This is a genomic window from Enterobacter quasiroggenkampii (assembly GCF_043972695.1).
Lineage (GTDB): Bacteria > Pseudomonadota > Gammaproteobacteria > Enterobacterales > Enterobacteriaceae > Enterobacter > Enterobacter quasiroggenkampii.
Genome location: NZ_CP143745.1, coordinates 768118 through 787441 on the forward strand (window position 1 = coordinate 768118; position 19324 = coordinate 787441).

The 19324-nt window shown below is 56.0% G+C and carries 17 protein-coding genes and 2 pseudogenes; 10 read left to right on the top strand and 9 right to left on the bottom strand.

The window, feature by feature from the left end:
* Positions 1 to 34: 34 nt before the first annotated feature.
* Positions 35 to 1027 carry a D-xylose ABC transporter substrate-binding protein gene (gene xylF, locus V1572_RS03680; protein WP_008502746.1) on the bottom strand — a complete coding sequence of 331 codons (993 nt, stop codon included), beginning with the start codon at positions 1025 to 1027 and terminating at the stop codon, positions 35 to 37.
* 371 nt (positions 1028 to 1398) lie between these two features.
* On the opposite strand from xylF, the gene xylA reads away from it, so the two are divergent.
* The 4 genes from xylA (at position 1399) to V1572_RS03700 (ending at position 5800) form a co-directional block, all read left to right on the top strand.
* Positions 1399 to 2721, top strand: coding sequence for a xylose isomerase (gene xylA / locus V1572_RS03685; protein WP_086374966.1), 1323 nt, complete (start codon positions 1399 to 1401; stop codon positions 2719 to 2721).
* Between the two features lie 61 nt (positions 2722 to 2782).
* Positions 2783 to 4237 carry a xylulokinase gene (xylB, locus tag V1572_RS03690; protein ID WP_395299712.1) on the top strand — a complete coding sequence of 485 codons (1455 nt, stop codon included), beginning with the start codon at positions 2783 to 2785 and terminating at the stop codon, positions 4235 to 4237.
* 103 nt (positions 4238 to 4340) lie between these two features.
* Positions 4341 to 4880, top strand: a complete 540-nt coding sequence (locus tag V1572_RS03695; protein WP_395299713.1) for a cysteine hydrolase family protein — start codon at positions 4341 to 4343, stop codon at positions 4878 to 4880.
* The gene (locus V1572_RS03700; protein WP_395299714.1) at positions 4880 to 5800 is read left to right on the top strand and encodes a GlxA family transcriptional regulator; all 921 of its coding nucleotides are present in this window, start codon (positions 4880 to 4882) and stop codon (positions 5798 to 5800) included. The genes V1572_RS03695 and V1572_RS03700 overlap by 1 nt, the downstream gene beginning before the upstream one ends.
* Here V1572_RS03700 and V1572_RS03705 read toward each other — a convergent pair.
* A complete protein-coding gene (locus tag V1572_RS03705) occupies positions 5793 to 6788 on the bottom strand; it encodes an acyltransferase (RefSeq protein ID WP_395299715.1) in 996 nt (331 codons plus the stop codon). The genes V1572_RS03700 and V1572_RS03705 overlap by 8 nt on opposite strands.
* Positions 6789 to 6971: 183 nt before the next feature.
* Between V1572_RS03705 and V1572_RS03710 the strand changes: the two genes are divergently transcribed.
* The 3 genes from V1572_RS03710 (at position 6972) to glyS (ending at position 10428) form a co-directional block, all read left to right on the top strand.
* Entirely contained in the window at positions 6972 to 7277 is a 306-nt protein-coding gene (locus tag V1572_RS03710) for a YsaB family lipoprotein (protein WP_045907868.1), read from the top strand.
* A gap of 160 nt (positions 7278 to 7437) precedes the next feature.
* A complete protein-coding gene (gene glyQ, locus V1572_RS03715) occupies positions 7438 to 8349 on the top strand; it encodes a glycine--tRNA ligase subunit alpha (RefSeq protein WP_003860141.1) in 912 nt (303 codons plus the stop codon).
* Positions 8350 to 8358: 9 nt separating this feature from the next.
* Positions 8359 to 10428, top strand: coding sequence for a glycine--tRNA ligase subunit beta (gene glyS, locus V1572_RS03720; protein WP_045907867.1), 2070 nt, complete (start codon positions 8359 to 8361; stop codon positions 10426 to 10428).
* Positions 10429 to 10536: 108 nt separating this feature from the next.
* On the opposite strand, the pseudogene V1572_RS03725 reads toward glyS, so the two are convergent.
* Positions 10537 to 10761: pseudogene (locus V1572_RS03725) on the bottom strand (hypothetical protein); the annotation flags it as partial.
* Positions 10728 to 10874: pseudogene (locus V1572_RS03730) on the bottom strand (hypothetical protein); the annotation flags it as partial. The pseudogenes V1572_RS03730 and V1572_RS03725, both read right to left, overlap by 34 nt.
* Before the next feature lie 796 nt (positions 10875 to 11670).
* On the opposite strand from V1572_RS03730, the gene V1572_RS03735 reads away from it, so the two are divergent.
* Positions 11671 to 13290 (top strand): ABC-F family ATP-binding cassette domain-containing protein, encoded by a 1620-nt coding sequence (locus tag V1572_RS03735; protein ID WP_262821249.1) that lies wholly within the window; start codon positions 11671 to 11673, stop codon positions 13288 to 13290.
* Between the two features lie 39 nt (positions 13291 to 13329).
* On the opposite strand, the gene V1572_RS03740 is transcribed toward V1572_RS03735, so the two are convergent.
* Positions 13330 to 13617 carry an HTH-type transcriptional regulator gene (locus tag V1572_RS03740; RefSeq protein ID WP_008502755.1) on the bottom strand — a complete coding sequence of 96 codons (288 nt, stop codon included), beginning with the start codon at positions 13615 to 13617 and terminating at the stop codon, positions 13330 to 13332.
* Between the two features lie 331 nt (positions 13618 to 13948).
* Here V1572_RS03740 and V1572_RS03745 point away from each other — a divergent pair, with 331 nt between their 5' ends.
* Positions 13949 to 14659, top strand: coding sequence for a DUF3053 domain-containing protein (locus tag V1572_RS03745; RefSeq protein ID WP_262821248.1), 711 nt, complete (start codon positions 13949 to 13951; stop codon positions 14657 to 14659).
* A 246-nt stretch (positions 14660 to 14905) separates the two neighbouring features.
* Positions 14906 to 15118 carry an RNA chaperone/antiterminator CspA gene (cspA, locus tag V1572_RS03750; protein ID WP_003860775.1) on the top strand — a complete coding sequence of 71 codons (213 nt, stop codon included), beginning with the start codon at positions 14906 to 14908 and terminating at the stop codon, positions 15116 to 15118.
* A gap of 58 nt (positions 15119 to 15176) precedes the next feature.
* Here the strand turns inward: cspA and ghrB are convergent, their stop codons facing one another.
* The 4 genes from ghrB to V1572_RS03770 all read right to left on the bottom strand — a co-directional run bounded on the left by ghrB (position 15177) and on the right by V1572_RS03770 (position 19269).
* Entirely contained in the window at positions 15177 to 16151 is a 975-nt protein-coding gene (ghrB, locus tag V1572_RS03755) for a glyoxylate/hydroxypyruvate reductase GhrB (RefSeq protein WP_069720483.1), read from the bottom strand.
* Positions 16152 to 16179: 28 nt separating this feature from the next.
* Positions 16180 to 17460, bottom strand: coding sequence for an MFS transporter (locus tag V1572_RS03760; protein ID WP_045907864.1), 1281 nt, complete (start codon positions 17458 to 17460; stop codon positions 16180 to 16182).
* A gap of 117 nt (positions 17461 to 17577) precedes the next feature.
* On the bottom strand, positions 17578 to 18516 hold the full coding sequence (locus V1572_RS03765; protein WP_395299716.1) for a sugar kinase: 939 nt from the start codon (positions 18514 to 18516) through the stop codon (positions 17578 to 17580).
* Positions 18517 to 18519: 3 nt separating this feature from the next.
* Positions 18520 to 19269, bottom strand: coding sequence for a sugar phosphate isomerase/epimerase family protein (locus V1572_RS03770; protein ID WP_025910491.1), 750 nt, complete (start codon positions 19267 to 19269; stop codon positions 18520 to 18522).
* Positions 19270 to 19324: the final 55 nt, after the last annotated feature.

The window sequence follows — 19324 nt, forward strand, 5'->3', positions numbered from 1 at the left end:
TGATGCGCCCCTGCAAAGCAGGGGCCGCGCCGGATTACAGTTCGCTCTTCTTATGGAAGCCGTCTTTAATGACGGTGGCGTCAATGTTCTCTTTATTGACTTCAATAGGGGTGAGCAGGCGAGCCGGAACGTCTTTCAGCCCGTTATTCAGCGTTGCGTCTGCTTTAGGTTGCTTGCCATTGCCCAGTTCCACGGCGATTTCCGCCGCCGTATTGGCAAGCTCGGTAATCGGTTTGTAGACCGTCATGGTTTGGGTGCCTGCGATAATGCGTTTTACGCCAGCCAGATCGGCATCCTGTCCAGAAATGGCGACTTTACCCGCCAGCCCCTGGGCGCTTAATGCCTGAATCGCACCGCCTGCGGTGGCATCGTTGGAGGCCACAACCGCATCAATTTTGTTGTTGTTGGCCGTCAGCGCATTTTCCATAATCTTCAGCGCGTTTTCTGGCAGCCAGCCGTCGGCCCATTGATCGCCAACCACTTTAATTTTCCCGTTGTCGATGTACGGTTTAAGGACCTTCATTTGCCCTTCGCGGAACAGCTTGGCGTTGTTATCCACCGGAGAGCCGCCCATCAGGAAATAATTGCCCTGAGGCACTTTGTCGATCAGGCTTTGTGCCTGTAATTCGCCGACTTTTTCATTATCGAACGAAATATAATAATCAATGTCCGCATTATTAATCATGCGGTCATAAGCCAGCACTTTTATGCCTTCTTGTTTGGCTTCTTTTACCACGTTACTTAATACCTGGCCGTTATAGGGGATAATGACCAGCACATCGACGCCACGGTTAATCATATTCTCGATCTGCGACATTTGCGTTTCTTCGTTGCCGTTAGCCGACTGAACAAACACGTTTGCGCCGAGGGATTCCGCTTTTTTTACAAAGATATCGCGATCTTTTTGCCAGCGCTCCAGACGCAGGTCGTCAATCGCCATGCCAATTTTGACCTCTTTGGCATGACCGGCAAAACTGGCAAGCAGGAGCGTAGTGCAGAGCGTTAGGGTCAGGTTCTTTATCTTCATAATTATTAGGCCTTTTTGTAGGGGTATGTGTTGCTGAGATAAAAGAAACATTCACTGCTGAGACGCAGCAAATTTTTAACGCGGAAAGGCGGGCTGGCAATTACAGATTTTTATCTTCTCATTACGATATTTGGTTTATTTCTGAATTTATGACCGCGATCGGATTTTAAAATACGTAACGTCTTAATTACATTTGATTCTGGAATTCGCGCCGAAAAATAGTTTGTCTGCGCATTATTTTGCGAGCCAGCGCACAGTTGTGCATTCTCTCAATAGCAGTGTGAAATAACGTAATTGAGCAACCCAAAATGTCTATTCACTATTACTCCTGTATCAACGACTCGCCGCATACCCTGATTATGGAGCTCAATATGCAAGCTTATTTCGACCAACTCGATCGTGTTCGTTACGAAGGCCCGAAAACGACCAATCCTTTAGCATTTCGTCACTACAACCCGGATGAGCTGGTGCTGGGTAAGCGCATGGAAGATCATCTGCGCTTTGCCGCCTGTTACTGGCATACCTTCTGCTGGAACGGCGCCGATATGTTCGGCGTGGGCTCCTTTGACCGCCCATGGCAGCAACCGGGTGAGGCCATCGAACTGGCAAAGCGCAAAGCCGATGTGGCGTTTGAGTTCTTCCACAAGCTGAACGTGCCGTACTACTGCTTCCATGACGTCGACGTGTCGCCGGAAGGCGCATCGCTGAAAGAGTATCTGAACAACTTTGCGCAGATGGTGGATGTACTGGCGGCAAAGCAGCAGCAAAGCGGCGTGAAACTGCTGTGGGGCACGGCAAACTGCTTCACAAACCCACGCTACGGCGCGGGTGCGGCAACCAACCCGGATCCGGAAGTGTTTAGCTGGGCGGCCACGCAGGTGGTGACGGCAATGAATGCCACGCATCAGCTGGGCGGCGAAAACTATGTCCTCTGGGGTGGCCGTGAAGGATATGAAACGCTGCTGAACACCGATCTGCGTCAGGAGCGCGAGCAGATTGGCCGCTTTATGCAGATGGTTGTCGACCACAAGCACAAAATCGGCTTCCGCGGCACGCTGCTGATTGAGCCGAAGCCGCAGGAGCCGACGAAGCATCAGTATGACTACGACGTGGCGACGGTGTATGGCTTCCTGAAGCAGTTCGGTCTGGAAAAAGAGATTAAAGTGAACATTGAAGCCAACCACGCCACGCTGGCGGGCCACTCTTTCCACCACGAGATCGCGTCTGCGATTGCGCTGGGCATCTTCGGCTCGGTCGATGCTAACCGCGGCGACGCGCAGCTGGGCTGGGACACAGACCAGTTCCCGAACAGCGTGGAAGAGAACGCGCTGGTGATGTACGAAATCATCAAAGCGGGTGGTTTCACTACCGGCGGCCTGAACTTTGACGCCAAAGTGCGTCGCCAGAGCACCGACAAATACGATCTGTTCTACGGCCACATTGGTGCGATGGACACCATGGCGCTGGCGTTGAAAGTGGCGGCTCGTATGATTGAAGACGGCGAGCTCGATAAACGCGTGGCGAAGCGTTACAGCGGCTGGAACAGTGAGCTGGGCCAGCAAATTTTGAAAGGTCAGTTATCACTTGCGGACATCGCGAAGTACGCTGAACAACATCAGCTTGCACCGCAGCACCAGAGCGGGCACCAGGAGCTGTTGGAAAATCTGGTCAATCACTACCTGTTCGATAAATAACAGCACGTAGGCCCGGTAAGCGTTAGCGCCACCGGGCATTTCTGTTAAAGGAGTCACCGTAATGTATATCGGGATCGATCTTGGCACATCGGGTGTGAAAGCCATCCTGTTAAGCGAACAGGGCGAGGTGTTAGCAACGCAGACGGAAAAGCTGCAGGTTTCACGTCCGCATCCGCTGTGGTCGGAACAGGATCCGGAGCAGTGGTGGCAGGCAACGGAACGTGCAATCAAGGCGTTAGGTGAACAGCATTCTCTGCGTGACGTGAAAGCGCTGGGGATTGCCGGGCAAATGCACGGTGCAACCTTGCTGGACAGCGAGCATCGCGTGTTGCGACCCGCCATTCTCTGGAACGATGGCCGCTGTGCGGAAGAGTGTGCGCTTCTTGAGGCGCGTGTACCCACGTCTCGTGAGATCACCGGCAACCTGATGATGCCCGGCTTTACCGCGCCCAAGCTGCTGTGGGTGCAGCGACACGAGCCGGAGATTTTCCGGCAGGTGGCGAAAGTCCTGCTACCGAAAGACTATCTGCGCTTTCGTATGACGGGCGATTTTGCTTCCGACATGTCCGATGCCGCCGGCACGATGTGGCTCGACGTGGCGAAACGTGACTGGAGCGAGGCGATGCTGGATGCCTGCCACCTGACCCGTGAACACATGCCCGTGCTGTTCGAAGGTAGCGAGGTAACAGGCACACTGCTGCCAGACGTTGCGGAACGCTGGAATATGCCTGCCGTACCGGTGGTTGCCGGGGGCGGTGACAACGCTGCGGGTGCCGTGGGCGTCGGCATGGTTGAGGCAGGGCAGGCGATGCTGTCTCTGGGAACGTCTGGCGTCTATTTTGCCGTCAGCGACGGCTATCGCAGTAATCCCGAAAGCGCTGTGCACAGTTTCTGTCATGCGCTTCCGGGAAAATGGCATTTGATGTCGGTGATGCTGAGCGCGGCGTCCTGCCTGGACTGGGCGGCGAAACTCACCGGCATGACCGACGTGCCTGCGCTCATTGCGGCGGCGCAGCAGGCGGATGACGCTGCGGGGACCGTCTGGTTTTTACCGTATCTGTCCGGCGAGCGTACGCCACACAACAATCCGGAAGCGAAAGGGGTATTCTTTGGCTTAACCCATCAGCATGGCCCGGCAGAACTGGCGCGTGCGGTTCTGGAAGGGGTGGGGTATGCGCTGGCCGACGGAATGGACGTGGTCCATGACTGCGGCCTGAAACCCGCAAGCGTCACCCTGATTGGCGGCGGTGCGCGAAGCCCTTACTGGCGGCAAATGCTCTCGGATATCAGCGGGTTGCAGCTGGATTTCCGCACCGGTGGCGATGTTGGCCCCGCGCTCGGCGCCGCGCGTCTGGCGCAGATAGCCATTCATCCGGAACAACCGCTTTCGCAACTGCTGCCGCAGCTTACCCTTGAGCAGGCGCATTTCCCTGATGCGGCAAACCATGCGCGGTACGCGGAAAGGCGCGACGTGTTCCGCAAAATCTACCAGCAGCTGCTGCCGCTGATGTCGTAAACACGCTTGTCCGACCGCGGCACGAGGATGTCCTTTTTTGGTCTGTGCGTGCCTTTATTTCCTTGCCAGTATGGTGTCACACCCACTGGCGAGGAGCTCCACCATGTCACGCATTGCACTCATCAACATTGATACTCAGCAGTCCTTCCATCACCGCAATTACTGGCAGGAGGATGACATTCCTGCCTTTCAGCAGGCGATGCTGGGGCTGATTGAAGGCTGCCAGGCGCGCGGTATTCCGGTCGTTGATATTTTCCATGTAGATGAAGACGGCCCCTTCACGCTGCAAAGCGGCTTTGTTAAATCGATGGCCTTTTTGCGTCATCAGCCGGATGTGGTTTTCCAGAAACACGTCCATAATGCCTTTACGGATACCGGGCTCGATCGCTGGCTGCGTGAACGTGATATCAACCAGCTGATTATCTGCGGTATTCGCACTGAGCAATGCTGCGAAACCACCGCCCGGGTGGCATCCGATCTGGGTTATGCTGTGACCTTTGTTAGCGAGGCCACGCTGACGTTCCCCATGACGTACAGGGGCATTACCCTGAGTGCAGCGGAAATTCGCCACCGTACCGAAACGGTACTGTCCGGGCGTTTTGCCGACATTAAAACGGTAGCGGAGACGCTGGAGTCACTGTAATGAGCATCGACGTCTGGTTCGTCATGTTGCCCGGGGTGCTGTCATTAGATATGACGGGCCCGGCAGAGAGCTTTATGCTGGCTGGCGACGCGTTTCGTCTGCATTACATTGGGCCGCAACCGGACGTTCCGACGTCGATAGGCCTGACGATGAGCGGCATCCAGCCGCTACCGGAAAGGGTGCCTGAGGGGAGCCTGCTGGTAATGCCCGGCGTGAGCGACTCCCGCACTCAGTTTTCGACACCACAGGCGTTACAGATACAGCACTGGCTGATGCGCCTGCAGCCGATTATTCAGCGCCGGGATATCACGGTGATGTGCGTCTGTTCTGGCGCGCTGCTGGCGGCGAAATCGGGCCTGCTGAACAACCGGCAGTGTACAACCCACCATGACGTTATCAGTCGTTTACGCACCGCAGCCCCCACAGCGACGATTAAAGAAAACCGCATCTTTGTGCAGGATGAGAACATCTGGACCAGCGCGGGGATCACGTCTGGCATCGATCTGGCGCTGCATATGATTAACCGCCTGTGCGGTCCCGAAAAGGCGCTGGCCGTGGCGCGCGAGATGGTGGTCTGGTTCCGCCGTTCCGGTGACGATCCCCAGCTCTCCCCGTGGCTACGCTACCGCAATCATCTTCATCCGGCGATTCATCGGGCGCAGGATGCGCTCACCGCCGAGCCACAAAAAAAGTGGAGCTTGCCTGATATCGCCGCGCTGGCGCACGTCAGCCCGCGCCATCTCACCCGGCTTTTTCAGTCACATTTAGGGATTAGCGTTCGCGATTATCTGGAGCAGCTGCGTCTGGCGGTGGCGGAGCAGTGGCTATTGCAGGGGCGCGGCGTGGAGCAGGCTTCACTGGCGGCAGGGTTTTCCTCCCCACGCCAGTATCATCGCGCCCGGCAGCGAAGCATTAGCTGACGAAGCGGCGAGTGTCGATTTTTTGCAGCAGCATCGACAGCAGCAGGCTGATCGCCAGGGTCGCGGCAAAAATCCAGACGATATCTAGCACCGGCCAGCTTTTAAGCTCAACGCCTCTTGTCCGAAGCGCGTGGATCACCAGCGCGTGAAAACCGTAAATCCCGAGAGAGTGTCGTGAAATGACGCTCAGTACGGGAAGGGGACGCGTATTCAGGGTATTTTTAACGAGCGTGAGCAGCGATACGGCACAGATAAAGACCATCGGCCCGCAGTACAGGTACCAGGTATCGGCAAAATTACCGCGCCACTGAAGCTCATGCAGCGTCCCGCGTGAAATCACCGCCACGCCAGCCATAAACAGCAACCCGCAGAGCCAGTTCAGACCGCGCTTTTGGATATCCATCATCCCGATGGCGCGCCCCAGCATGCCGTAAAGCACGTAGTAAAAGGTATCGCCGTTGATATAAAGGTTGACCGGCAACCACTCAAAACCGTCGATTTTCTGCGAGACCGTATTTGGGTTGGCGACAATGCCAATCACCACCATCAGGGCCAGAAGCATTTTTCCGCTGACGTTTTTCACCTGAATAAGGGGGGAGACCAGATAGATCGCGATAATGGCGAAAAAGAACCACAGGTGGTAGAACACCGGCTTTTGCAGCACGTATTTTAGCGATAGTCCGGCGTTTATTGAGGTGAACAGCGTGATATAGAGCAAGGCAACGGCACTGTAGAACCCCAGGCAGGCCGCGATGCGGATGAAGTGCCTCGGCTGCGCGCTGCGTTCACCAAAAAAGAGAAAGCCGGAAATCATAAAGAACAGCGGCACGCTGACGCGCGACGCAGAGTTGAGAATATTGGCGATATCCCAGTTAACGGGGCTGATGCTGTGCGCATTCGTGACATACCAGGTCGTCGTGTGGATCATGACCACCATCAGACAGGCTATTCCTCGCAGGTTATCAATCCAGTTAATTTTTGACTGCATCAGTTCCTCGTATTCCCTGTAAATTGAGTGTGACTCCCATTGTCCAAATGTCTTCGTTTGGAAAATTCTGAGTTTTATTCCGCAGGCTTGTCGGGAGGCCACGAGATTCGCAGAATGCCGGACCATAATCTATAAAAGCGTTGATACTAAAAATAACAGCCACTGACCAGGGCGGTAATAAAAATGATGATGAAGCGTGTGGCGTCACTCTTTCTGCTGTTCATACTGGCGGGATGCAGTGCGCCACAGGAAGCACCTGTGCAAAAAGCGCAGCAGGGTAAAATGAGCCCGGAACGTTCACTGAATATGGAAGCGCTCTGTAAAGATCGGGCCGCTCGCCGCTATAACTCGGACGTGCAGAAAATTGACGTTACCGGTTTTGAACGTTTTCAGGGCAGCTATGAGCTGCGGGGCCATACGTCGCGTAAAGAGGGCTTTGTCTGCTCGTTTGATGCGGACGGTCAGTTTTTACACCTCTCCATGCGCTAGCCTGCTCGGATAATCAACAGCCAGACGCCGTCAGCGTTCTGGCCGGAAGGCTTATTTCCCAATTTTCCCTAAACAACCCCGTTTCGTACTGTATATCTTGCAGCCAGCGGGTATACTGGTCCCTTCCATTTAAAACCACACGTATCCAGCACGAAATACTATGCAAAAGTTTGATACCAAGACCTTCCAGGGCCTGATCCTGACCTTACAGGATTACTGGGCTCGTCAGGGCTGTACCATTGTTCAACCTTTGGACATGGAAGTCGGCGCCGGCACTTCACACCCGATGACCAGCCTGCGCGCGTTGGGGCCAGAGCCAATGGCGACCGCGTATGTGCAGCCTTCCCGTCGTCCGACCGATGGTCGTTACGGTGAAAACCCGAACCGTCTGCAGCATTACTATCAGTTCCAGGTGGTGATTAAGCCATCACCCGACAATATTCAGGAACTGTACCTCGGGTCGCTGAAAGAGCTGGGTATGGATCCTACCATCCACGACATCCGTTTCGTGGAAGATAACTGGGAAAACCCAACGCTGGGTGCCTGGGGGCTGGGTTGGGAAGTGTGGCTGAACGGCATGGAAGTGACCCAGTTCACCTACTTCCAGCAGGTGGGCGGTCTGGAATGTAAGCCGATCACCGGTGAGATCACCTATGGTCTGGAACGTCTGGCCATGTACATTCAGGGCGTAGACAGCGTTTACGACCTGGTCTGGAGCGACGGCCCGCTGGGTAAAACCACCTACGGCGACGTGTTCCATCAGAACGAAGTGGAGCAATCCACTTATAACTTCGAATACGCGGACGTGGACTTCCTGTTCACCTGCTTCGAGCAGTATGAGAAAGAAGCGCAGCAGCTGCTGGCGCTGGAGACTCCGCTGCCGCTGCCTGCCTACGAGCGTATTCTGAAGGCCGCCCACAGCTTCAACCTGCTGGACGCCCGTAAAGCCATCTCCGTGACTGAACGTCAGCGCTACATTCTGCGTATTCGTACCCTGACCAAAGCCGTTGCAGAAGCTTACTACGCGTCCCGTGAAGCCCTTGGCTTCCCGATGTGCAACCGAAACAAATAAGAGGCGGCCATGTCTGAGAAAACTTTCCTGGTGGAAATCGGCACCGAAGAGCTGCCACCAAAAGCCCTGCGCAGCCTGGCTGAATCTTTTGCTGCGAACGTGACTGCCGAGCTGGATAACGCTGGCCTGGCACACGGTAAAATTGAGTGGTTTGCCGCGCCGCGCCGTCTGGCGCTGAAAGTGGCAAATCTGGCGGCGTCCCAGCCAGATCGTGAAGTCGAAAAACGTGGCCCGGCGATTGCCCAGGCCTTTGACGCGGAAGGCAAGCCGAGCAAAGCGGCGGAAGGCTGGGCGCGTGGCTGCGGCATCACCGTCGATCAGGCCGAGCGTCTGACCACGGATAAAGGCGAGTGGCTGCTGTACCGTGCGCACGTGAAGGGCGAAAGCGCGGAGGCGCTGCTGCCGGACATGATTGCCACGTCTCTGGCGAAGCTGCCTATTCCTAAGCTGATGCGCTGGGGCGCGTCTGACGTGCACTTTGTGCGTCCGGTTCACACCGTGACCCTGCTGCTGGGCGACACCGTTATTCCGGCCACCATTCTGGGCGTGGCGTCCGATCGCGTGATCCGCGGCCACCGCTTTATGGGCGAGCCCGAGTTCACCATCGACAATGCTGACCAGTATCCGCAGATCCTGCTGGAGCGCGGCAAGGTCATTGCTGACTACGAACAGCGTAAAGCCAAAATCAAAGCGGACGCGGAAGACGCGGCGCGCAAGATTGGCGGTAAAGCCGATCTGAGCGACAGCCTGCTGGAAGAAGTGACCTCGCTGGTGGAATGGCCGGTTGTGCTGACCGCGAAGTTCGAAGAGAAATTCCTGGCCGTTCCGGCTGAAGCGCTGGTTTACACCATGAAGGGTGACCAGAAGTACTTCCCGGTCTATGCCAACGACGGCAAATTGCTGCCAAACTTCATCTTCGTGGCAAACATCGAATCGAAAGATCCTATCCAGATTATCTCTGGTAACGAGAAGGTCGTTCGTCCGCGTCTGGCGGATGCCGAGTTCTTCTTCAATACCGACCGTAAAAAGCGTCTGGAAGATCATCTTCCACGCCTGCAGACCGTGTTGTTCCAGCAGCAACTGGGTACGTTGCGCGACAAGACCGACCGTATCGCGGAGCTGTCCGGCTGGATTGCCCGTGAAATCGGTGCGGACGTTAACCACGCGACGCGTGCGGGCCTGCTGTCTAAATGCGACCTGATGACCAACATGGTGTTCGAATTTACCGACACCCAGGGCGTGATGGGTATGCATTACGCGCGTCACGATGGCGAAGCGGAAGACGTGGCCGTGGCCCTGAACGAGCAGTATCAGCCGCGCTTTGCGGGTGACGAACTGCCGTCTAACCCGGTTGCGTGCGCGGTGGCGATTGCCGATAAGATGGACACCCTGGCGGGTATCTTCGGTATCGGTCAGCATCCGAAAGGCGACAAAGACCCGTTTGCGCTGCGTCGTGCTGCGCTCGGCGTGCTGCGTATCATCGTTGAGAAGAACCTGAACCTGGATCTGCAGACCCTGACCGAAGAAGCAGTGCGTCTGTACGGCGACAAGCTGACCAACGCCAACGTGGTGGATGACGTGATCGACTTTATGCTCGGTCGTTTCCGCGCCTGGTATCAGGATGAAGGTTACACCGTCGACACCATTCAGGCGGTGTTGGCGCGTCGTCCGACCCGTCCGGCTGATTTCGATGCGCGTATGAAGGCGGTTTCCCACTTCCGTACGCTGGAAGCAGCATCTGCTCTGGCGGCGGCCAACAAGCGTGTATCCAACATCCTGGCGAAATCCGACGAGACGCTGAACGAGCGTGTGAACGCCGCGACGCTGAAAGAACCGGAAGAGATCGCCCTGGCGATGCAGGTTGTGGTGCTGCGCGACAAGCTCGAGCCGGTCTTCGCGGAAGGTCGCTACCAGGAAGCGCTGGTGGAGCTGGCCGAGCTGCGTGACGTTATCGACGCCTTCTTCGAGAAAGTGATGGTGAACGTAGAAGATAAAGAGCTGCGTATTAACCGTCTCTCTATGCTCGAGAAACTGCGTGAGCTGTTCCTGCGCGTGGCGGATATTTCGCTGCTGCAGTAATGTGCCCGTTGTGACAAATGCTAAAAACCCGCTTCGGCGGGTTTTTTTATGGGGCTTTCGTAGGCCGGATAAGCGCAGCGCCATCCGGCAGGTTTAGCCGATCGCGATCAGGCTGGCTTTTAAAGCGTCCGGAACAGGATCCAGAAGCGTGGGTTGCAGAAGATTCAGGCAGGCATAAAGTCTGCCGTAAAGCGCCATTTTTGGGGCGGGTTCTTCGCAATCTACCAGTGCGTCGGTAAAACGTTCGCAGTTATCCGCCAGTTCGGTGAAGTCGGTGGCGTGGTTGAAGGGCAGAGTGATTAAAGAATGAACTTGGGTTGGGGTAGTAGCCATATTGGCAGCCTCCGATAAGTGATAAAGCTTCCACCACCGGAAATGCTAACTTCGCTGGTGGTGGACTGAACAGAGTTAGCATTACCGGCCTTATCGGATACCGGCGCATCTTTCGATGCCCCTGCTCAGCCCACCATTGAGATGTAGCAAAGCATGCTGCACAAAATGTGCCGCCGATAAGATAAGCCAGGATGCTAAACCCGGCACCTGATTTTGCAGGTGCGAAGAGAACTTACTGCTCATCAAAACAGGCGGCAACAGATTTGAGCTATGCCACTGAGGATATTACCATTTCTGGAAAGAGACTCGCAAAATTACCGCAATGAAAAGCATACTGCGGGCAGAGGTCTTACAGCGACGCTATGGTCCGGCTGTAAATCGCTGAGGCGTTTCCTGTAGGCCGGTGCGAGGCGCATGGATGCGCCGAGAGGGCGGGCTTTACAGGGATGTTACCTCCGCCCGTCCCCGATAAGCCGGAAGGAATAAGCCGAAGGTACCGCGTAGCGGCGATTTACCGCCGGGAGCCCGGGTAGCGAGGGTGGTGGCGACTGAGCCACCCCGGCACGTTCACGGGTATTGTCGTTACAGAGTAGCAAGGAACATAAAGTGAACGGAATGACCACCAGAGCCGTATGCTCCCCCTCACCCTAACCCTCTCCCCAAAGGGGCGAGGGGATTGTTCACTGCTCGCATTAATTTGTGGGGATCCCTCAGCCCAAAGGGAGAGGGAGTAAAAGTCGTCCAAAATTTAACCTTGAAACCGTCAACACATTACCGCTATCCTTATCGCGTTAACTTTCTCGCGCTGGAGCACCCCCCAAAAATGAACAAACACGACTGATGAATTTCGATCCTTGCTAAACGCTACCGCGTCGGCAGGGGATGTTTTGATTTCATTCAGGAGTGCTTATGGCTCATTTTGCGCAGTCCCCTTCTTTTATTTTGCATCAGGTCACCTGTCAGTTTCCGACGGGCGATACCCTTTTTGGTCCGCTGAATCTTTCGCTGGAACCCTCCCTGTGCGCGCTGGTTGGCCGCAACGGCAGCGGAAAAACGCGTCTGCTGCGTCTGCTGGCGGGGCTGGACGAACCGGCTACCGGTCATATCGAACGCTTTGGCTCGCATGCCTGGGTGGCGCAGCAGCACGTCATTTCTTCGCAGACGACGCTGGCTGAACTGCTCGGATATAACGCGATTTTTGCGGCGCGTAAGCGCATCGACAGCGGCGATTACCAGCCCGACGATCTGGCGTTGCTCGACGGTTACTGGGATATAGCCGAACGTCTGAGCGAAGCGTTTATCAATGCGAAGCTTCCGCCGTTTGACCCGGATAAACCTGCCGGTGAACTCAGCGGCGGCGAGCGCATTCGTGCCCTGCTGTGCGGGGCGTTTACGGCTGATGCGGATTTCATGCTGCTGGACGAACCTACTAACCACCTGGATCGACAAGGCCGGGCGTGGTTCTACGACCAGTTGAGTCGGTATCAGGGCGGCGTACTGGTGGCCTCCCATGACCGTGAGTTACTGGCTCAGGTACCCCGTATCCTTGAGCTGAGCGCCTCGGGTCTGCGCAGCTACGGCGGAAATTATGCGGATTATCAAGCCCAGCGCGATGCCGAACAGCAGGCGGCCCGCGCGGCGCTGGAACATGCGGCAACCGAGCGCAAACGCACCCGCGCACGCATGCAAAAAGAGCATGATGACAGCCAGCGGCGGTCGGCAAAGACGTTACGCACCGTCGATACCCTGAATATCGCGTCGTTTGAGCGGGTCAAATATAAAGGCGCGGCAAAGGAACGTATCGGCACCTGGAAAAAACAGCACAGCGAGCAAAATGAAGCGCTGAACGCCGCGGTTAACAAGGCGCGTGAGCGGGTTGAAGACGATAACCCGGTGATGTTCACTCTGCCGGGGAGTCAGGTCCCGGAGGGCAAGCAGGTACTGGTGCTGGAGGATCTGGTGCTGCCGCATGTGCCTGTTCCACCGCTTACCTGGCGTATGGACGGACCGATGCGCGTGGCGTTAAAGGGACCGAACGGCTGCGGAAAATCGACGCTGTTAAAAACTATCCTCGGCGAGATGACTCCCCGTTCGGGTACCTGTAAGGTCTCCGTTAGCTGTGCTTATCTCGACCAGCATCTCTCCCGGCTCGATCTCTCGCAGTCGGTCATGACGCATCTCAATTTGAGTCATACCCCTCTGGAAGAGGGGGTATTGCGAACCCGTTTGGCGCAGCTTCAACTGGGGGCTGACAAAGTGATGCTCCCATTGGCGGCGCTCAGCGGCGGTGAGCGTCTTAAGGCTGCCCTGGCCTGCGTGCTGTGGCGCGCGGAGGCCACGCAGCTTCTGCTGCTGGATGAACCGACCAACCATCTGGATCTGGCTTCAGTCCAGGCCATTGAAGCGGCGCTGGCCGGTTTCCCTGGGGCACTGCTGGTGGTATCACACGATGAGGCGTTTTTAAGCGGCTTAACGTTAACGCATGAGCTGGTGTGGGAAGAGGCGGGTTGGCGTTGTGATAGCCTGTAAAACACAAGCCCCCGCAAAGGCGGGGGCATTCAATCTTCACTACGCTATCTGTTTGCTGAGTGCAGGGTTGGCCTGAATCAGGCGCATCAGCCTTAACTCGGTTGGGGTGGGTTTCTCACGTTTTGACTCCCACTCCTGCACCATAGCCACGCTGACACCCATCGCTCTGGCGAATTCTTCGGTTTTCAGTCCTGTCCCTTTGCGCAATTGCTCATATTCTGTAAAGGGATTGGATTTTTGTTGCAGGGTAATCGTCTGCGGTACATCTTTAAAAATGATCTGTTCCAGACTGCTCAGCAGTTCAAACTCAGGATCTTTATATTCCATTGAGGACTCCTCTTAAATCTCACATCGTGATCAAGAACATCAGAGAGCCAATTAAGAATAGTCCCTAATACCAACCCAGGATCGTCACGGGTGTGATTAATCGTGCGGTAACGATCGCTGTATCCGATTCAGCAATATGGAGAGTTATGCTAATTCCCTGATTAGTCGTATGTCGGCTTCGCCAGGTATTTTTTTGTAAATGATAAGAAATAAATCGGCAATAGCCGTTTTGCATGAAAAGAGTATCTTGCAAGGCTGACCTGGACTATCCTTGTCAGCGTCGGGCACGCGTGTGCCGGTGTGCGCTTTTTTGGGTGAAAGGAGTAATAAAATGGCGACAGGAAAGTCCTGCTCTCGCTGGTTTGCGCCTATTGCGGCGTTGTTGATGGTTGTTAGCCTGAGTGGGTGTTTTGATAAAGAAGGCGATCAGCGCAAAGCGTTTATCGATTTTCTGCAGAATACAGTGATGCGCAGCGGCGAGCGGTTGCCGACGCTGACTGCGGATCAGAAAAAACAGTTTGGCCCCTTCGTGTCCGATTACGCCATTCTTTATGGTTATTCACAGCAGGTGAGCCAGGCGATGGATTCCGGTATCCGCCCGGTAGTGGATAGCGTGAACGCCATCCGCGTTCCACAGGATTATATGACGCAACGTGAACCGCTGCGCCAGTCCAACGGTGCGCTTGGCGTGCTGAGCCAGCAGTTGCAAAATGCGAAAATGCAGGCTGACGCGTCACGTTCTGCGCTGAAGCAGGGCGACGATCTCAAACCGGTCTTCGACAAAGTGTATGAGAAAGTGGTGACCAAACCGTCTGAAGCACTGCAGCCGTTGATTCCAGCCGCGCAAATCTTCACGCAGCAGCTGGTCCAGGTGGGTGACTTTATCGCCCAGCAGAATACGCAGGTGAGCTTTGTTGCCAACGGTATTCAGTTCCCGACCTCCCAGCAGGCAAGCCAGTACAATACGCTGATTGGGCCGCTGGCCTCCCAGCATCAGGCCTTTAGCCAGGCCTGGAGTGCGGCAGTCAGTGCCACAGAATAAGACGAAAAACCCCGCTTCTGGCGGGGTTTTTTTATGCATACAGAAAATAACGCTTGTCATTCCTCTACCACATCGGTATAACTGTTCACGTCGGTTTGTTACACAGACCTAAAGCAGTTTAGTAAAGCAGTCCAGATTGTTATCCATAGATACCCTTCGTAGTGACCCTTCCTTCATCGCTTAAAAATCTGTAACGCAATCCATCAAGCCGGAAGGCACAATATATTTGTTAATAAGGTAATTTCTATGTCTGCTAAAATGACTGGTCTGGTAAAATGGTTCAACGCTGATAAAGGTTTCGGCTTCATCACTCCTGACGATGGCTCTAAAGACGTGTTCGTACACTTCTCTGCTATCCAGAACGATGGCTACAAATCTCTGGACGAAGGTCAGAAAGTGTCCTTCACCATCGAAAGCGGCGCTAAAGGCCCAGCAGCTGGTAACGTTGTAAGCCTGTAAGCTTCCAACCCAGTAGCAAAGAATTTAAAAACCCGCCTTCTGGCGGGTTTTTTCGTTTCTACCGTTGCACCTGCGGGTTCACGCAGTTTATCTCCACCTTTCCACCTAATGCGGCAATCAGATTATCAACCGCGGTGGCCGCCATGTTGTAGCGCGTCTCATGGGTGGCTGAGCCGATGTGGGGCAGGGCAACCACGTTAGGCAGCGAAAGCAGTGGCGAATCCACCGGCAGCGGCTCCTGCTCAAACACGTCCAGACCTGCGGCATGGATCTCACCGTTTTGCAGGGCCTCAATCAGCGCCTTCTCATCCACCACCGGGCCACGACCCGCGTTGATGAAAATGGCGGACGTCTTCATTTTTTCAAACGCCTCTTTGCCGATTAGATGACGGGTTTCGTTCGTCAGCGGCAGAACCAGGCAGACAAAATCGGCTTCCTGCAGCAGGGTATCCAGCTCGCAGTAACGGGCGTTGAAGCGTTCTTCGGCTTCACTGTGATGGCGACGCGCGTTATACAGAATCGGCATGTTAAAACCAAAATGCGCGCGCTGCGCCAGCGCCAGCCCGATACGCCCCATACCGACAATGCCCAGCGTTTTGCCGTGAACATCCACACCGAACCAGTCCGGACCAATGCTCTTTGTCCATTCGCCCGCTTTGACGCGTTCAGCCACTTCCACCACGCGACGGGCCGTGGTGAGCATGAGCGCCATCAGCGTATCGGCCACGGTTTCCGTCAGGGCATGCGGCGTATGCATCAGCAGGATCTTGCGGGCGTTTAGGGCATCCACGTCGAAGTTGTCGTAACCCACGGAAACGGTTGAGGTAGCACGAAGCTTCGGCATTTTCTCCAGCAGGGCGACATCCACTTTTTCGCTTGAACCCAGCAGGCCTTCGGCGCTGGCGAACGCGTCGGCGTGCTGTGCCACGGTTTCCGGGCGCAGGTTCTTCACCTGCGTAACGGTGAAGTGCTCTTCAAGACGTTTCTGCAGATCTTCCGGCAGGGCTTTATACAAAATGACGGACGGCTTCATGCTAATCTCCGTTGATTTTTTTAAGGATTCAGGCGTGGCGAGCGCCGACAGGGTGTTGTTGATTATTAGCAGGCTTAACAATCAGAGTAAGCCACACCGAGGCGAAAAGCGCCACCCCCATAAAGATGTACGATGCGGACGGACTGCCGGTGGCACCGTTCAGGTAACCCACGAACCAGGAGCCGCAGAACGAACCCAGTGCACCCATACTGTTAATCAGTGCCATCGCGCCACCCGCAACGTTACGCGGCAGCATCTCGGGGATGATGGCGAAGAACGGTCCGTACGGGGCATACATGGCGGCACCGGCAATCACCAGCAGCGTATAAGAGACCCAGAAGTGGTTTGCGCCCACGGCCCAGGAGCCAATAAAGGCGAAGGCAGCAATCAGCAGCAGCGGCCAGACAAACAGCTTGCGGTTCTGCAGCTTGTCCGACGCCCAGGAGACGATGATCATCGCGATGGTTGCCGCCAGATACGGTACGGATGACAGCCAGCCTACTTCGACCATGCCGAGGTTTTCACCACCGCTGCGGATAATAGACGGCAGCCACAGCACAAAGCCGTACACGCCAATGCTCCAGGTAAAATACTGTGCGCAGAGCAGGATCACGTTACGCGAGCGGAAGGCTTCACCATAGTTACGTACCGCCTTCAGACCTTGCTGTTCTTTATCCAGCTGCGCCTGCAGCGCTGCTTTTTCATCTTCGGAAAGCCACTTCGCCTGGGCAGGTTTATCTTTCACCAGCACCCACCAGCAGAAGGCCCAGATAATTGCCGGCACCCCTTCAATGATAAACATCTCGCGCCAGCCGAAGGACTGGATCAGGTAGCCCGACACCACCGACATCCACAGTACCGTGACCGGGTTACCGAGGATCAGGAAGGTATTCGCGCGCGAGCGCTCAGATTTGGTAAACCAGTTGCTGATGTAGATCAGCATCGCGGGCATAACCGCCGCCTCAACGACGCCGAGGATAAAGCGAATGGCGGCCAGGGCAGGAATATTGTTCACCATGCCGGTCAGTGATGCGCAGGCGCCCCAGAGGATCAGACAGATGAAGATCAGCTTACGCACGCTACGGCGTTCCGCATAAATCGCGCCGGGGATCTGGAAGAAGAAGTAGCCGAGGAAGAAAAGGGCACCCAGCAGGGAGGAGATACCTTTGGTGATCCCGAGGTCCTCGGTGATCCCTGCTGCGGACGCGAAGCTGAAGTTGGCACGGTCAAGGTACGCCAGGCTGTACGTGATAAACACGATTGGCATGATGTACCACCAGCGTTTTACTGCATTGGTCGAACTGTTCATAGGCTTGCCTCTGTTGTTGAGGTTGTTACCGCCGTTGTCTGTAGGGTACACGGTGGCTTAATTATTTGGTGCGGCTTGCTGCCCTCACCCTGGCCCTCTCCCACAGGGAGGGGGAATTTAAACGCCGAGCTGTGCTCGCGTTGGTAATCCTTCGCTGTCGCCCTGCACCTGAATGGCCAGTGAGCCAATCTTGTTGCCTCGCGCGACGGCCTGCGGAAGCGTTTTGCCTTCCAGCAGGGCGCTAATCACGCCCACGGCAAAGCCGTCACCTGCGCCGACGGTGTCGACCACGTTCTCGACCTTCACTGCCGCGACCGCACCCTGTTCATCGTTGGCCGTTTTAAACCATGCGCCATCGGCACCGGTCTTCAGCACCACCGCTTTTACCCCTTTATTCAGGTAGAAGTCGGCAATGCCTTCCGGCGTGCTTTCGCCGGTCAGGATCATCCCTTCTTTCAGACCTGGCAGAACCCAGTCCGCCCTGAACGCCAGACGGTTCAGTTTCTCCACCATTTCCGCTTCGCTTTTCCACAGCACCGGGCGCAAATTCGGATCGAACGAGATCGTTTTGCCCTGGGCTTTCAGGGTAGCTGCCGCATGATCCAGCAGTTCATACGAGCTGGCAGACAGCGCGGCCGCCACGCCGCTCAGATGAAGATGGCGCGCGGAGGCAAAGTAATCGGCGTGGTAATCCGCGACAGAGAGGTGGCTTGCGGCCGAGCCTTTACGGAAATACTCTACGATGGGATCGGTTCCATTTTCGACCTTGGATTTAAGCTGAAAGCCGGTAGGGAAGCGTCCGTCGAGGGTGACGCCAGTGGCATCAATCCCCTCTTTTTTCAGCGAATCGAGAACGAAATGCCCAAAGCTGTCATCCCCCACGCGGCTGACCCAGCCCACGTTCAGGTCGAGACGCGCCAGGCCGGTCGCGACGTTCAGCTCTGCGCCTGCGACGCGTTTGATAAAGTGCTCCACCGCACTCAGCTCGCCCGTTTCGGTGGCGACAAACATGGCCATGGCTTCACCAATCGTGATGACATCCAGCGTCTTGTGCATGGTTTACTCCTCGCGCAGCAGGTTGACGTAATGGCGGGTAACGGCGGTTAAATCCGACCCTTCCAGCGGGAATTCGATACCGCGCGGGGCATCGGCAGGCAGCTGGCCGAGCAGATCCAGCCAGCGTGCATCGGCGCGGTCCGGTGCGACGGCGCGGAAGTTATCTTTATGCGGCACGGCGGCTTTCACGTGGATATAGCTCACCGCAGGGGCCAGATGACGCGCGGCCTCTTCCGGGGAGTCGCCTACCCACAGCCAGTTGCCCATGTCGAAGGTCAGCGTGACGGGGAGCGCCATTTCCCGACAGGCGGCCTGGAAGCGCTGCATGGGCGCGAGCTGTCCGCAGTCGGTCTGATCGTTCTCCACGACCAGCGCCATACCGCTGGTGTTCAATAGCGTACGCAGGGCGTCGAGCGGTTGCGTGTCGCTGAAATGGCCGAGGGAAACCTTCAGCCACAGGGCGTTCAGGGTGTTGGCTTCAGAGAGATAGTGGGGCAGGTCCGGGTTGAGGGTGCCGTCGGGCATAAACAGGGCGGCGGGTGCGGAGTAGCACGCCAGCAGGCCCAGCAGCTCAATGGATTCGCCCAGCGCAGGCAGCGCCAGCAGCTCTTCGCTGTTGAACAGCTCGCGGCGGATCTCCACGCCGTCTGCCCCCGCGCCAGCAATAACGGGAAGCATCGCCCGTTGACCGCCCGCCTGCCGCACCTGTTCCGCACCGTACGCGGCGGTGACCACCATAATTTTCCTGCCCATCTTCGGACTCCATCGCAACATATCAATACTATTACGCTAGATGGAACCGGTTCCA

Bases quoted from the DNA above. Each gene is read 5' to 3' on its own strand.
- xylF (WP_008502746.1), bottom strand. From the start codon at position 1,027: ATGAAGATAAAGAACCTGACCCTAACGCTCTGCACTACGCTCCTGCTT.
- xylA (WP_086374966.1), top strand. From the start codon at position 1,399: ATGCAAGCTTATTTCGACCAACTCGATCGTGTTCGTTACGAAGGCCCG.
- xylB (WP_395299712.1), top strand. From the start codon at position 2,783: ATGTATATCGGGATCGATCTTGGCACATCGGGTGTGAAAGCCATCCTG.
- V1572_RS03695 (WP_395299713.1), top strand. From the start codon at position 4,341: ATGTCACGCATTGCACTCATCAACATTGATACTCAGCAGTCCTTCCAT.
- V1572_RS03700 (WP_395299714.1), top strand. From the start codon at position 4,880: ATGAGCATCGACGTCTGGTTCGTCATGTTGCCCGGGGTGCTGTCATTA.
- V1572_RS03705 (WP_395299715.1), bottom strand. From the start codon at position 6,788: ATGCAGTCAAAAATTAACTGGATTGATAACCTGCGAGGAATAGCCTGT.
- V1572_RS03710 (WP_045907868.1), top strand. From the start codon at position 6,972: ATGATGATGAAGCGTGTGGCGTCACTCTTTCTGCTGTTCATACTGGCG.
- glyQ (WP_003860141.1), top strand. From the start codon at position 7,438: ATGCAAAAGTTTGATACCAAGACCTTCCAGGGCCTGATCCTGACCTTA.
- glyS (WP_045907867.1), top strand. From the start codon at position 8,359: ATGTCTGAGAAAACTTTCCTGGTGGAAATCGGCACCGAAGAGCTGCCA.
- V1572_RS03735 (WP_262821249.1), top strand. From the start codon at position 11,671: ATGGCTCATTTTGCGCAGTCCCCTTCTTTTATTTTGCATCAGGTCACC.
- V1572_RS03740 (WP_008502755.1), bottom strand. From the start codon at position 13,617: ATGGAATATAAAGATCCTGAGTTTGAACTGCTGAGCAGTCTGGAACAG.
- V1572_RS03745 (WP_262821248.1), top strand. From the start codon at position 13,949: ATGGCGACAGGAAAGTCCTGCTCTCGCTGGTTTGCGCCTATTGCGGCG.
- cspA (WP_003860775.1), top strand. From the start codon at position 14,906: ATGTCTGCTAAAATGACTGGTCTGGTAAAATGGTTCAACGCTGATAAA.
- ghrB (WP_069720483.1), bottom strand. From the start codon at position 16,151: ATGAAGCCGTCCGTCATTTTGTATAAAGCCCTGCCGGAAGATCTGCAG.
- V1572_RS03760 (WP_045907864.1), bottom strand. From the start codon at position 17,460: ATGAACAGTTCGACCAATGCAGTAAAACGCTGGTGGTACATCATGCCA.
- V1572_RS03765 (WP_395299716.1), bottom strand. From the start codon at position 18,516: ATGCACAAGACGCTGGATGTCATCACGATTGGTGAAGCCATGGCCATG.
- V1572_RS03770 (WP_025910491.1), bottom strand. From the start codon at position 19,269: ATGGGCAGGAAAATTATGGTGGTCACCGCCGCGTACGGTGCGGAACAG.